Here is a 13,372-nt window from a genome sequence, read left to right as displayed (position 1 = left end):
ACAAGGAATCTGTGCCGATGTTGAACAGACGAACGCTGCTTGCGCAGACCGCCGGATTTGCCGTCATGGGGCTTTCGCTCGGCAAGGCAGCGGCGAAGAACCTGCCCGGCATCGAGAAAGCCGCGATGCGCGGCGCGATCAACGCGACCGATCTCGGCGTCCGGCCCGGCGCCCTTGACGACCAGAGCAAGGCTTTTACCAAGCTGCTGCGCGACGCGCACGACCGCGATATGGCGGTGTTCCTGCCGCCGGGGACCTATATCGTTTCCAACCTGTCGCTGCCCGGCCGCGTGCGCCTGTCCGGGGTGCCGGGCGCATCGCGGATCGTCTATGGCGGCAATGGCCATCTCATCATGGCAGAACAGGCCGAGCATATCGAACTCAGCGGGCTCGTGTTCGACGGCAGCAAGCGCTGGATGGGCGACTACACGCAAGGCCTGCTCGATCTGCGCCGCATCGTCCATCTGGTCGTCGACAACTGCCAGATGACCGGCAGCGGCAAGAACGGTCTGGCGCTCGAACACGTCTCGGGCCGCATCGAGCGCTCGGAGATTTTCGGCGCAGCCGACGCCGGCATTTATTCGGTCGAGGCCGCTGGCCTGGAAATATCAGGCAATAGCGTCTCCGACTGTGCCAATGGCGGCATACTCGTGCACCGCTGGCAGGCAGCGGAAGACGGCACCATCGTCAGCGGCAACCGCATCGAACGCATCCAGGCACGCAGCGGCGGAACCGGCCAGAATGGCAATGGCATCAATGCCTTCCGCACCGGCAACGTCATCATCTCCGGCAATATTGTTTCGGACTGCGCGTTTTCGGCGATCCGCGCCAACAGTGCCAGCAATGTGCAGATCACCGGCAATACCTGCTCGCGCTCGGGCGAAACGGCCGTGTATTCCGAATTCTCATTCGAAGGCGCGATCATCGGCAACAATATTGTCGATGGCGCCGCGAACGGCATTTCGATCGTCAATTTCAACGAGGGCGGCCGCATGGGCGTCTGCTCCGGCAACATCGTCCGCAATCTGTCGACCAGCGGCCCCTACCCTGCCGACGCGCCCGGCTTCGGCGTCGGCATCAGCGTCGAGGCAGACACCACAGTTTCCGGCAATGTCGTCGAGAATGCGCCGCTCTACGGCATGCAGATCGGCTGGGGACCGTTCATGCGCAATGTGGTCGTCACGGGAAACGTCATCCGCAAGGCGGGGACTGGCATCGTCGTCACCGTGGTCGAAGGTGCCGGGACGGCAATCATCTCCGACAACGTCATCGACGGGGTCCAGAACGGCGCGATCGTCGGCCAACGCTGGGCCGAGCCGGTGACCGGCGATCTCGCCGCATCAGGCAATGCCGGCTACGCGCATTTGACCGTCGAGCGCAACCACGTCAGTTGAGGGCGGCCGTCGGCCGGAGCGCGCCAACCGTGGCGCCGATCCGGCTTTCGATGGGCGGGTTTGCCTGTTCGACCAGTTTCGCCGCTACCATCTTGTCGGCGTGCAGCAGCTTAGCCAGCACGGCCGCGACCATCGCTTCAGCGGCGCGGCCGGCGCCATCATCGCATTTCAGCGCGATGCCAAGGCCGAGCTCCGGAAGGGCGGCGCAAAAAACACCTTCGGCGCCTCCCTTGACGAAAATCCGCCCGGGCGCGGCCTCCATCATCGCGACATCGGACCTGCCCGTGCCGGCGACGAAAAACGGCTCGGCCATGCAGGCGGAGAGCAGCCGCTTCGCCGCCCGGGCGCGCACCGGCTCGAAGCCGGCACCTGTCGCCATGCGGGCAAAGCCAAGGGCAAAGCTGCGCAGCGGCACGGCATAGGTCGGAATCGAGCAGCCGTCGGTGCCGCGGTGATCGGCGTCATGGGCAGCACCGGTCACCGCCTGCATCGCTTCGCGCACCATCTCCTGCGAGGCATGGCCAGCCTTGACGTAACCACGATGGGCGATGCCGCTGTGAACGCAGGTGCATAGGAAGCCTGAGTGCTTGCCGGAACAATTGTTGTGCAGCGCGTTCGGCCCGCTGCCGGCGCGGGCAAGTGCCAGCGTCGCTCCATGGCTCGACGGCCAATGCGCGCCGCATTCGAGTGCCGTCTCGTCCAGGCCGGCCTTCGCCAGCATGGCGCGCGCCAGCTCGACATGTGGCGGCTCGCCGGAATGCGAGGCGCAGGCCAGCGCTAGCTCCCGATCACCGAAGCCGTAGGCATCGGCAGCGCCGCTCTCGACCAGCGGCAGCGCCTGGATCGCCTTGACCGCCGAACGCGGGAACACCGGCTGTGCCGTGTCGCCGATCTCCCAGACAGGCTTGCCATCGGCGTCGAAGACGGCAACAGCGCCGCGATGGGCACTCTCGACGATTGCGCCGCGCAAGACTTCGACCAGAACCGGATTTGCCATGTCACCTCCCGCAAATGCGGGCGGGTTTATCTGATCCTGTCGAGAATGGAAACGTAGTTGGCGACCGCGGCACCACCCATGTTGAAGATGCCGCCGAGTTTTGCTCCCGGCACCTGGATGCCGCCCGCCTCGCCGACAAGCTGCATGGCGCTCAGCACATGCATGGATACGCCGGTGGCACCGATTGGGTGGCCCTTGGCCTTCAGCCCGCCCGACGGATTGACCGGCAACCTTCCATTCTTCGCCGTCTCGCCATCCAGGGCCAGCTTGGCGCCCTCGCCGGGCTTGGCCAGGCCCATTGCCTCATACTCGATCAGTTCGGCGATGGTGAAGCAGTCATGCGTCTCGACAAAGGAAAGGTCGCCGAGCGTCACGCCCGCCTGCTTCAGCGCCTGATTCCAGGCCTGCTCACAGCCCTCGAAGGCGAGAATGTCGCGCTTCGACATCGGCAGGAAATCCTGCACATGCTCATTGGCGCGAAAGGCGACGGCGCGGCGCATCTTCAGCGCCGTGGCCGTATCAGCAAGAACAAGCGCGGCGGCGCCGTCTGAGACCAGCGAGCAGTCCGTGCGCTTCAGCGGACCGGCGACGAAGGGGTTTTTTTCGCTTTCCTGCCGGCAGAACTCGTAACCGAAATCCTTGCGCATCTGCGCATACGGATTGTCGACGCCGTTCTTGTGGTTCTTGGCGGCGATCATCGCCAGCGCATCCGACTGGTCGCCATAGCGCTGGAAATAGGCTTGGGCGATCTTGCCGAAGACGCCGGCGAAGCCTGCCGGTGTGTCACCGTCCTCCGGCAGATACGAGGCCTTGAGCAGGTTCTTGCCGATCTCAGGACCTGATGTCGTCGTCATCTGCTCGGCGCCGACCACCAGCACGATACGGGCAGTATTGGCGTCGATGGCGCGGATGCCTTGCCTGACTGCCGCCGAGCCGGTGGCGCAGGCGTTCTCGACGCGGGTCGCCGGCTTGAAGCGCAGCCGGTCGTCGGCCTGGAGTACCAGGCTCGCGGTGAAATCCTGGGCGGAAAACCCGGCGTTGAAGTGGCCGAGCACGATCTCGTCGACGTCATCCGGACCGATGCCGGCATGATCAAGCGCCTCGACTGCCACCTTGGTGATCAGGCTCTCCAGCGTCTCGCCTTCGAGCTTGCCGAAGCGCGAATGCGCCCAACCGACGATGCATGCTGTCATGGCGATCTCCATCCTGTGGACCCGGGCTACGCGATCTTGCGGCGCGCCTCAGCATTGTTCAAGCATGAACCGTTCCGCCGGCTTCGTGAAGGGGCCAGAACCGCACAATCGCTTGATCTTGAACATCTGGTCATAGTGCCTGGCTTTTGCCAGCAAATCAGACCGGATTTTTGTTGATTGATGCGTCAATAAAAAATAATCTTGGTGCCAACAGGCCGGAGCAAGAATGCCGAAACTCGGAATGGAACCGTTGCGCCGCAGGGCGCTCATCGACGCAACGATCTCGGCGATCGGCGAGCGCGGTTCGCTCGATGTGACGATGTCGGAAATCGCCGGGCGCGCCGGCGTGTCTTCGGCGCTTGCCCACCATTATTTCGGCGCCAAGGACGAATTGCTGCTGGCGACCATGCGCCACATCCTCAGCGAACTAACCGCCGATACGCGCCGTGCACTTCGCGCGGCCGGCACGGCGCGCCAGCGCGTCTCGGCGGTGGTCGCGGTCAACTTCTCCGACATCCAGTTCCAGCCCGAAACGATCGCCGCCTGGCTCGCTTTCTATGTCGAGGCGCAGAAGTCGTCAGCACTTCGCCGGCTGCTCAAGGTCTATGCGCGGCGGCTGCATTCCAATCTGCTCAGCGGGCTGACCGGCATCCTGCCGAGGAGCGAGGCCGACCGGATCGCCGAAGCGACGGCGGCGCTGATCGACGGGCTCTATATCAGGCGCGCGCTGAAAGAAGGTGTTCCCGATGCCGCGACGGCGATTGCACTGGTCGAGGACTATCTCGAAACGAAGCTCAGCGGACGGCAGAAGCAGTGACATCCAAACCCAACATCCTGATCGTCATGGTCGATCAGCTCAACGGAACGCTGTTCCCGGATGGGCCGGCAGATTTCCTGCACGCGCCGCATCTGAAGGCGCTCGCCGCGCGTTCGGCGCGGTTTTGCAACAATTACACCGCCTCGCCGCTCTGCGCCCCGGGCCGCGCCGCATTCATGAGCGGCCAGTTGCCGTCACGCACCGGTGTCTATGACAACGCCGCCGAATTCGCGTCTTCGATCCCGACCTTTGCCCATCATCTGCGCGCCGCAGGTTATCACACCTGCCTCTCCGGCAAGATGCATTTCGTCGGGCCGGACCAGTTGCACGGTTTCGAGGAGCGGCTGACCACCGACATCTATCCGGCCGATTTCGGCTGGACACCCGACTATCGCAAACCCGGCGAGCGCATCGACTGGTGGTATCACAATCTCGGCTCCGTCAGCGGCGCCGGTACTGCCGAGATCACCAACCAGCTGGAATATGACGACGAGGTCGCCTTCCATGCGGTGCAGAAGCTCTACGATTTTGCCCGCGTCTCCGACGATGCCGCACATCGGCCCTGGTGCTTGACGGTTTCCTTCACCCATCCGCACGATCCCTACGTCGCACGGCGGCGCTACTGGGATCTCTACGAGGATTGCCCGGCGCTCGAGCCGGAGGTCGGCTTCATCCCCTACAACAGGCAGGACCCGCATTCGCAGCGGCTCTACCGCGCCAGCGACTATGACAGCTTCGACATCACCACTGAGCAGATACGCCGCGCGCGGCGCGGCTATTTCGCCAACATCTCCTATCTCGACGACAAGCTCGGCGAATTGCTGTCGGTACTCGAGCGCACGCGAATGCTCGACGATACGATCATCCTGTTCTGCTCGGACCATGGCGACATGCTTGGCGAGCGCGGCCTATGGTTCAAGATGTGCTTTTTCGAAGGTTCGGCGCGGGTGCCGCTGATGATCGCCGGCAAGGGCGTACACGCCGGGCTGATCGAGACGCCGGTTTCCAATCTCGACGTGACGCCGACGCTTTGCGACCTCGCCGGCATCGACATCAGCGCGATTGCCCCGTGGACCGACGGCCAGTCGCTGCTGCCGTTGCTGAACGGAAAGAAACGTTCCGCGCCGGTGCTGATGGAATATGCCGCCGAAGGCTCCAACGCGCCGATGGTGGCGATGCGCGAGGGCCGCTACAAATTCATCCATTGCGAGATCGACCCGCCGCAACTGTTTGATCTTGAATCGGATCCGCGGGAATTGACCAACCTCGCCGCCGATCCGGCCAATGCGGCTTTGGTGGCCGCTTTCACCGACAAGGTGCGGGCGCGTTGGGACATGGCGGCGTTCGATGCCGCAGTGCGTGCCAGCCAGGCACGCCGCTGGGTGGTCTACCCGGCGCTGCGCAACGGCACCCATTATCCCTGGGAATTCCAGCCGCTGCAGAAGGCATCGGAGCGCTACATGCGCAACCATATGAACCTCGACCTGCTCGAAGAGCAGAAGCGCTTTCCGCGAGGAAAATGATGGCAGACCGTCTCGTCCCCTCGCTCGACCATCTCAGGCAGGCCTATGCCGCCACCTCCAAGGCGACGCAGATCACGCCGCTGCTGGAATCGGCGGCACTCGCCCGCGAGACCGGCGCCGCCCGCGTCTTCGTCAAGGCCGAGTCGCTGCAATGGGCCGGATCGTTCAAGGTGCGCGGCGCCTATTGGCGGCTGAAGCGGCTGTCGTCCGACGAAGCCAAAATGGGCGTCGTCGCCTATTCCTCCGGCAATTTCGCGCAGGGGCTGGCGGCGGCAGGCCAGGCGCTTGGCATTCCCGTCACCATCGTCATGCCGATCGACGCGCCGGCCGCCAAGCGCGACGCCACATCGGGTTACGGCGCGCGCGTGGTGCTGACTGACCATGGCGAGCGCGCTCGTGAGGAAGTCGCCGCCGCCAAGGCGCGCGAGATCGCTGCGGGCGAAGGCCTGGCGCTGCTGCACCCGTTCGACGATCCGGAGATCGTCGCCGGCCAGGCCAGTGCCGGGCTGGAGGCACTCGACCAGCTCGCCGCCAGGCAAGCGGAGGCCGATCTCTTGTTCTGCTCAGTCGGCGGCGGCGGCCTGATCGGCGGCGTTTCGCTGGCCTTCCATTACCTGTCGCCCGCCACGGAGATCATCGGCGTCGAGCCCGAAGGTTTTGACGGCATGGGCTCGTCGCTGGCGCATGGCGCCATCGAAACCATGCCGATCGGGCCGAAATCGATCTGCGACGGGCTGATGTCGCGGCGGCCGGGCGACGCGCCGTTCGCAGCGGTGAAGGCAGCCGGCGTTCGCGGCGTCACCGTCGACGATGCCTCGGTGCGGCGCGCCATGCGCATCGCCTTCGAGCGGCTGAAGCTGGTGCTCGAACCATCCGGCGCTGCTTCGCTGGCGGCGTTGCTCGGCGGCAAGGTCGACGCGACCGGCAAGACCGTTCTCGTAGTGGCAACCGGCGGCAACGTCTCGCTGGCCGATTTCATTGCGCATATGAACCACGGGCGCGCATGAACCATGCTTGAAGCGGATTTCGTCATTATCGGCTCCGGCTCGGCCGGCTCGGCCATGGCCTACCGGCTGTCGGAGGACGGCAAGCATTCGGTCATCGTCATCGAATATGGCGGCAGCGATATCGGGCCGCTGATCCAGATGCCGTCGGCGCTGTCGATCCCGCTCAATATGAGCCTCTACGACTGGGGCTTTGCCAGCGAGCCCGAGCCGCACCTCGGTGGCCGCGTGCTGGCGACGCCGCGCGGCAAGGTGATCGGCGGCTCGTCGTCGATCAACGGCATGGTCTATGTGCGCGGCCATGCCCGCGACTTCGACCACTGGGCCGAACAGGGCGCGACCGGCTGGGGGTTTGCCGACGTGCTCCCCTATTTCAAACGCATGGAGGACAGCGCAGGCGGCGAGGATGGCTGGCGCGGCCATGGCGGTCCGCTGACTGTGCAGCGCGGCTCGAGGACGAACCCACTCTATGGCGCCTTCGTCGAGGCAGGCCGTCAGGCCCGCTTCGAGCTGACCGACGACTATAATGGCGCGAAGCAGGAGGGCTTTGGGCCGATGGAGCAGACCATCCGCGGCGGCCGTCGCTGGTCGGCGGCGAGCGCCTATCTGAGGCCGGCGCTGAGGCGGAAAAATGTCATCCTGGTCAAGGGTTTCGCCCGGCGGGTGATCATCGAGAATCAACGCGCCACCGGCGTCGAGATCGAAGCGCGCAAACGGATTCAGGTGGTCAGAGCGCGGCGCGAGGTGATCGTTGCCGCCTCCTCGATCAACTCGCCCAAGATCCTGATGCTGTCCGGCATCGGCCCCGCCCAGCACCTTAGGGAGAACGGCATTCCGGTGATCGCCGACCGGCCGGGCGTCGGCCGCAATCTGCAAGATCATATGGAGCTCTACATCCAGCAGGAATCGACAAAGCCGATCACGCTGAACTCGGTGCTGAATCCGTTTTCGAAGGCGCTGATCGGGGCACGATGGCTGTTCTTCAAGTCCGGCCTCGGCGCCACCAATCATTTCGAGGCGGCCGCCTTCGTGCGCTCGCGCGCCGGCGTCGACTATCCCGATATCCAGTATCACTTCATCCCGGCCGCGGTCCGCTATGACGGCAAGGCGGCGGCCAAGGCGCATGGTTTCCAGGCGCATGTCGGGCCGATGCGGTCGAAGTCGCGCGGTTCGGTCACGCTGCGCTCGCCCGATCCCAAATCGAAGCCGATGATCCGCTTCAACTACATGTCGCATCCGGACGACTGGAAGGAGTTCCGCCACTGCATCCGGCTGACCCGCGAAATCTTCGGGCAAGCGGCCTTCGATCCGTACCGCGGCAAGGAACTGTCGCCGGGTTCGCATGTGCAGTCCGATGAGGAGCTCGACGCCTTCATTCGCGACCACGCCGAAAGCGCCTACCACCCTTGCGGCACCTGCAAGATGGGCCGTGCCGATGATGCGATGAGCGTGGTCGATCCGGAATGCCGCGTCATTGGCGTCGAAGGGCTGCGGGTCGTCGATTCCTCGATCTTCCCGCGCGTCACCAACGGCAATCTCAACGCGCCGTCGATCATGACCGGCGAGAAGGCCGCCGACCACATTCTCGGGCGCACGCCGCTGCCACCTTCTAACCAGGAACCATGGATTAATCCGCGCTGGCAGGTGTCGGACAGATAGGCCATGATCCGGCGGACGCATATTCCGCATGCCGCGACAAGACGATTTGGAGAACAGTCATGCGCGCCCAGCCAACGGCATCGCATTATGTCAACGGCCGCTATATCGAGGACGAGCGCGGCGCAGCGCTGCCGGTTATCTATCCGGCAACCGGCGAGACCATCGCCATGCTGCGCTCGGCGACGCCGAACGTGCTGGAGCTCGCGATCGAGGCGGCGCGTGCAGCACAACCGGCCTGGGCGCGGCTGAAGCCGGTCGAACGCGGCCGCATCCTGCGCCGTGCCGCAGACATTCTGCGCGCGCGCAATGCCGATCTGGCGCGCATTGAGACGCTGGATACCGGCAAGCCTATCCAGGAGACGCTGGTTGCGGACGCCCCGTCGGCGGCCGACTGCCTGGAATATTTCGGCGGCGCCGTTGCCGCATTCAATGGCGAGGCCATCGATCTCGGCGGACCCTTTGCCTACACCAGGCGCGAAGCGCTCGGCGTCTGCGTCGGCATCGGTGCCTGGAACTACCCGATCCAGATCGCGGGCTGGAAATCCGCACCGGCCCTCGCCATGGGCAATGCGATGGTGTTCAAACCGTCGGAGAACACGCCGCTCTCAGCACTGGCGCTCGCCGAAATCTACACCGAGGCCGGCCTGCCGGACGGGCTGTTCAATGTCGTGCAGGGTTTTGGCGATGTCGGCGCCGGCCTTGTCGGCCATGATGTCGTCGCCAAGGTCTCGGTGACCGGCTCGGTGCCGACCGGCCGCAAGGTGCTGTCGCTCGCCGGCTCGAAGATGAAGCACGCGACCATGGAGCTCGGCGGCAAGTCGCCGCTGATCATCTTCGAAGACGCCAACCTCGAAAACGCCATCGGCGGCGCGATGCTCGGCAATTTCTATTCGACCGGCCAGATCTGCTCCAACGGCACGCGGGTCTTCGTGCAGAGCGGCATCCATGACCGTTTCGTCGAGAGGCTGACCGAACGGACGAAGAAAATCCGCATCGGCGATCCGCTCGATCCAGACACGCAGATGGGGCCGCTGGTCTCGAGGGCGCAGCACGACAAGGTGGTCTCTTACATCGAGGCCGGCAAGCAGGATGGCGCGGTGCTCGCCTGCGGCGGAAACGTGCCTTCGCTGCAGGGTTTCCAGGATGGCTTCTTCGTCGAGCCGACGGTGTTCACCGGTGTCACCGACACGATGCGCATCGCGCGCGAGGAGATTTTCGGGCCGGTGATGAGTGTGCTGAAATTCGACAGCGAGGACGAGGTGATCGAGCGCGCCAACGACACCGAATTCGGCCTCGCCGCTGGCGTGTTCACCCGCGACCTGGCGCGCGCCCATCGTGTCATCGCCGAACTGCAGGCCGGCACCTGCTGGATCAACGCCTACAATCTGACGCCGGTCGAAATCCCCTTCGGCGGCTTCAAGCAGTCCGGCATCGGCCGCGAGAATTCGCTCGCGGCGCTAGCACTCTATTCGCAACTGAAGTCGGTCTATGTCGAGACCGGGGATGTCGCCAGCCCGTACTGATCCTTGCGTGCCGTCCAGATATTGGGTCAGCGCGCAGACCAGATGATAGAAGATGCTGGCCGGCACCTCGCTTGCCAGCGAACGGCCGCGCTCGTCGATGCGGTCGATCCACAGGCCGAGCGGTGCGGGATTGATGTGCCAGCGGAACAGCCGGCCGACACGCGCCTCGATTTCCGGCTTCAGGTCGGGACCGCCCGAACCGTCCAGCGCGATCGCCGCCTTGATCGCTTCGGCCTGTGGCCAGCTGCGCGAGACGCGGTCGAGCGGCAGTCCTTGCCGCGAGACGGCGCCGTAGGCGAGGCCCGTGGCGCGGTTCAGGCCATTGGCGATCGCCGACGCGTAGAGCTTCCTGGCGAGGCCGGTCAAGCCGCTCTGGCCGCTGCGGGCGGCGAAGTCGACCAGCAGCGAGGCCCATTCGAAATGATGGCCCGGTTCGGTCCACGTGCCCTTCTCGCCAGGGGCCGGCCGCCCATTCATGGTCGAAATACTCGCCAAGGGTCCAGCTTTCCGGGTCGAAGAAATGACTGCAGAACAGATCGACGATGCGCGCGGCGCGGCGGAGATGAGCGCGCTCGCCGGTCGCCTGATGCCAATTCAGGAACGCCTCGAGCAGATGCATGTGCGGGTTGGAGCGGCGCTCGCCCTCGCCGATCGAGGTTTCGCGGAAGCCGGTCAGGCGTTCGTCCTCGAGATGCGCGTCGATGAACGCAAAGGTCTCCTCGCCAAGCCGCAACGCATCGGAATTGCCGCACATATGGGCATGCGCCAGCGCCAGGAGCACGCAGGAATGATCGTAAGCATCCTCGGCGCCGTCGGCGACGGTGCCGTCGATGTTGAGGTGCGTACCCAGCTGCAATTGTCGGTACGTCCGTGCCTGGCCATGAATTCGAGGCCGTGGCTGATCAGCCGATCGGCCGGGCCGTTCCAGCCGCGCGCCTTGGCGACGGCGAAGGCGTAGATCTGCCTGGCCTGCGTGCGCATGCGTTTGGGTTTCATCAGCGGGGCGGCATCGAAGCCGAGCGCTTCGTGGAGACCGCCATGGCGCTCATCGACGCCGACCGTCGACCACAACGGCACCGTCTCCTCGAACAGCCAATGGCTATGACGCGATCGTCGGCGGGCGTGAACCTGGTCTCAAGGCGCCCGCTCTTTTCGAGCTGCTCGACGATTTTTTTGACATTCTGGCTGTGGCTGACCGGCGCGACGAAAGTGGCGTCGGCGGTCCCACAGCCGCGAGCCGACGCCGCCGCTCATCACAAAACTGACGATCCGTTCGGTCATGAAAACGAGCCCCGCTCAAAAGGTCTGATTGTAGGCGCCGACTTCGGGGCTGCGGCGCAGCACCGCATCGACGGCTTCGAACATCTGCCGGCGCCGCTCGGACGATACCGGGCTCTCCACCACCACCACAAGCTCCGGCTTGTTCGATGATGCTCGCACCAGCCCCCAGGTACCATCCTCCGCCACGACCCTGACGCCGTTGACGGTGATCAGTTCGGCGATCTTCTGGCCGGCGAAGACCGCGCCGTCGTTCTTCATCTTGCGAAAATCGCCTACGACGCGCTCGACGACGCCGTATTTGAGCTCGTCGGCGCAGTGTGGCGACATGGTCGGCGTGCCGAACGTCAGCGGCAGATCGCGGTAGAGATCGGCCATGCTGCTTTGCGGGCTGCGATCCAGCATCTGGCAGATGGCGATGGCCGTTACCAGGCCATCGTCATAGCCGCGGCCGATCGGCGGATTGAAGAAGAAATGGCCCGATTTCTCGAAACCGGCGGCGGCGCCGAGTTCGGCGACGCGCCGTTTGATATAGGAATGACCGGTTTTCCAATAGTCGGTGACTGCGCCATTTTCCCGCAACACCTTGTCAGTCATGAACAATCCGGTCGACTTGACGTCGACGACGAAAGTCGAACCGGGATAGAGGTGCGAAATGTCGCGCGCCAGCATGACACCGACCTTGTCGGCGAAGATCTCGTTGCCCTCATTGTCGACCACGCCGCAGCGATCGCCGTCGCCGTCGAAACCGAGCCCGACGTCGGCGCCCGTTTCCAGCACCTTGTCGCGAATGGCGTGCAGCATCTGCATGTCTTCGGGGTTGGGATTGTAATTGGGAAACGTATGATCGAGCTCGACGTCGAGTGGGATCACGTCGCAGCCGATCCTTTCCAGTGCCTCGGGAGCGAAAGCCCCAGCGGTGCCGTTGCCGCAAGCGGCCACCACCTTGAGCTTCCTGGAGATACGCTTTCCCGCTGTCAGATCGTCAAGATAGGTTTTGCGGAAGTCCGCAACGAAGCCATAAGAGCCGCCACCGACAAGATCGAAATCGCCGGACAGCACGATCGCCTTCAACGCACTCATCTCCTCCGGACCAAAAGTCAGCGGGCGCGCAGCGCCCATCTTGACGCCGGTCCAGCCATTCTCGTTGTGCGAGGCAGTCACCATGGCGACGGACGGCGTGTCGAGTGCGAACTGGGCGAAATAAGCCATCGGCGACAAGGCCAGCCCGACATCCTTAACCCGTGCGCCGGCCGCCATCAGCCCGGAAACCAGCGCCAGCTTGATGGCAAGCGAATAGGAGCGGAAATCGTGACCAGTGGCGATGTCGGGCCCGGCACCCAGGCGACGGATCAGCGTGCCGAGCCCCATGCCGAGCGCCTGGACGCCGATCAGATTGAGTTCCGGCGTTTCGTTCGAGCCGGGATGGCCGAACCACCAGCGCGCATCATATTCGCGAAACCCGGACGGCTTGATCAATGCCGAGGTTTCAAACTCAAAAGTGTTTGGTCTGACATCGCTAATGATCTTCATCGACACGGCTATTAAACTCCAGGCGAGCTGAATCAGGTGCTTCGAGGCAAGGCGACGGTTACCCAGAAGCCTTTAAGCCGTGTTTGTGCGACAGCAAACTGAAACCTGTATGACGTGACGGCGAAAGCGAAAGAAATGCTACAGAAGCGCCTCCATTGGCGCTTGCAGTAACCAAACGCGGCGGCTATAAGCCCGCGGTCTGGTCACGGAGTGTAGCGCAGCCTGGTAGCGCACATCGTTCGGGACGATGGGGTCGCAGGTTCAAATCCTGCCACTCCGACCAGAAAAACACGGTGCGACCCGGAGACATGGGTAACAGAATGTACCTAAGATATGGGTGACAACCTGGTGCCGAACGGGTTGTCGATGGTCTGCAAGGTTCTCTGTTCCAGGTCGATATATCCCAGATCATAGTGCATGAAGCTTACGAGCCAAATGCCGTCGTCGACCT

At 64.1% G+C, this 13,372-nt stretch carries 9 protein-coding genes, 1 tRNA gene and 1 pseudogene; 7 read left to right on the top strand and 4 right to left on the bottom strand.

Going from position 1 to position 13,372, the window contains the following annotated elements:
* Positions 1-17: 17 nt before the first annotated feature.
* Entirely contained in the window at positions 18-1,394 is a 1,377-nt protein-coding gene (locus NKI79_RS26050) for a TIGR03808 family TAT-translocated repetitive protein (RefSeq protein ID WP_352805626.1), read from the top strand.
* Here the strand turns inward: NKI79_RS26050 and NKI79_RS26045 are convergent.
* The gene (locus NKI79_RS26045; protein WP_352805624.1) at positions 1,387-2,391 is read right to left on the bottom strand and encodes an asparaginase; all 1,005 of its coding nucleotides are present in this window, start codon (positions 2,389-2,391) and stop codon (positions 1,387-1,389) included. The genes NKI79_RS26050 and NKI79_RS26045 overlap by 8 nt on opposite strands.
* A 26-nt stretch (positions 2,392-2,417) precedes the next feature.
* Positions 2,418-3,584, bottom strand: a complete 1,167-nt coding sequence (locus NKI79_RS26040; protein ID WP_352805622.1) for an acetyl-CoA acetyltransferase — start codon at positions 3,582-3,584, stop codon at positions 2,418-2,420.
* Positions 3,585-3,810: 226 nt separating this feature from the next.
* On the opposite strand from NKI79_RS26040, the gene betI reads away from it, so the two are divergent.
* The 5 genes from betI to betB are packed head-to-tail and all read left to right on the top strand — an operon-like array spanning position 3,811 to position 10,110.
* Complete coding sequence (gene betI, locus NKI79_RS26035; RefSeq protein WP_352805620.1) at positions 3,811-4,401, top strand: transcriptional regulator BetI; 591 nt, start codon at positions 3,811-3,813, stop codon at positions 4,399-4,401.
* On the top strand, positions 4,398-5,924 hold the full coding sequence (gene betC, locus NKI79_RS26030; protein ID WP_352805618.1) for a choline-sulfatase: 1,527 nt from the start codon (positions 4,398-4,400) through the stop codon (positions 5,922-5,924). The genes betI and betC overlap by 4 nt, the downstream gene beginning before the upstream one ends.
* Positions 5,924-6,931: a threonine/serine dehydratase family protein gene (locus NKI79_RS26025; RefSeq protein ID WP_502909859.1), complete on the top strand. Its 1,008-nt coding sequence runs from the start codon at positions 5,924-5,926 to the stop codon at positions 6,929-6,931. The genes betC and NKI79_RS26025 overlap by 1 nt, the downstream gene beginning before the upstream one ends.
* Before the next feature lie 3 nt (positions 6,932-6,934).
* Entirely contained in the window at positions 6,935-8,587 is a 1,653-nt protein-coding gene (gene betA / locus NKI79_RS26020) for a choline dehydrogenase (protein ID WP_352805614.1), read from the top strand.
* A 59-nt stretch (positions 8,588-8,646) separates the two neighbouring features.
* Positions 8,647-10,110 carry a betaine-aldehyde dehydrogenase gene (betB, locus tag NKI79_RS26015; protein WP_352805612.1) on the top strand — a complete coding sequence of 488 codons (1,464 nt, stop codon included), beginning with the start codon at positions 8,647-8,649 and terminating at the stop codon, positions 10,108-10,110.
* Here the strand turns inward: betB and NKI79_RS26010 are convergent.
* Both NKI79_RS26010 and NKI79_RS26005 read right to left on the bottom strand, forming a co-directional pair.
* A pseudogene (locus NKI79_RS26010) lies at positions 10,045-11,333 on the bottom strand (AGE family epimerase/isomerase); the annotation flags it as partial. The gene betB and the pseudogene NKI79_RS26010 overlap by 66 nt on opposite strands.
* A gap of 73 nt (positions 11,334-11,406) precedes the next feature.
* Complete coding sequence (locus NKI79_RS26005; protein ID WP_502894336.1) at positions 11,407-12,921, bottom strand: phosphomannomutase/phosphoglucomutase; 1,515 nt, start codon at positions 12,919-12,921, stop codon at positions 11,407-11,409.
* A gap of 206 nt (positions 12,922-13,127) precedes the next feature.
* Between NKI79_RS26005 and NKI79_RS26000 the strand changes: the two genes are divergently transcribed.
* Positions 13,128-13,204 (top strand) — tRNA-Pro (locus NKI79_RS26000).
* Positions 13,205-13,372: the final 168 nt, after the last annotated feature.

Source organism: Mesorhizobium sp. M0340, assembly GCF_040321535.1.
Lineage (GTDB): Bacteria > Pseudomonadota > Alphaproteobacteria > Rhizobiales > Rhizobiaceae > Mesorhizobium.
Note: the sequence above shows the minus strand (reverse complement) of the source record. Positions and strands in the feature narration are given on the sequence as shown.

Excerpts from the sequence above, each read along its gene's own strand:
- NKI79_RS26045 (WP_352805624.1), bottom strand. The coding sequence starts at position 2,391 with ATGGCAAATCCGGTTCTGGTCGAAGTCTTGCGCGGCGCAATCGTCGAG.
- NKI79_RS26040 (WP_352805622.1), bottom strand. The coding sequence starts at position 3,584 with ATGACAGCATGCATCGTCGGTTGGGCGCATTCGCGCTTCGGCAAGCTC.
- betA (WP_352805614.1), top strand. The coding sequence starts at position 6,935 with ATGCTTGAAGCGGATTTCGTCATTATCGGCTCCGGCTCGGCCGGCTCG.
- NKI79_RS26025 (WP_502909859.1), top strand. The coding sequence starts at position 5,924 with ATGGCAGACCGTCTCGTCCCCTCGCTCGACCATCTCAGGCAGGCCTAT.
- betB (WP_352805612.1), top strand. The coding sequence starts at position 8,647 with ATGCGCGCCCAGCCAACGGCATCGCATTATGTCAACGGCCGCTATATC.
- NKI79_RS26050 (WP_352805626.1), top strand. The coding sequence starts at position 18 with ATGTTGAACAGACGAACGCTGCTTGCGCAGACCGCCGGATTTGCCGTC.
- betI (WP_352805620.1), top strand. The coding sequence starts at position 3,811 with ATGCCGAAACTCGGAATGGAACCGTTGCGCCGCAGGGCGCTCATCGAC.
- NKI79_RS26005 (WP_502894336.1), bottom strand. The coding sequence starts at position 12,921 with ATGAAGATCATTAGCGATGTCAGACCAAACACTTTTGAGTTTGAAACC.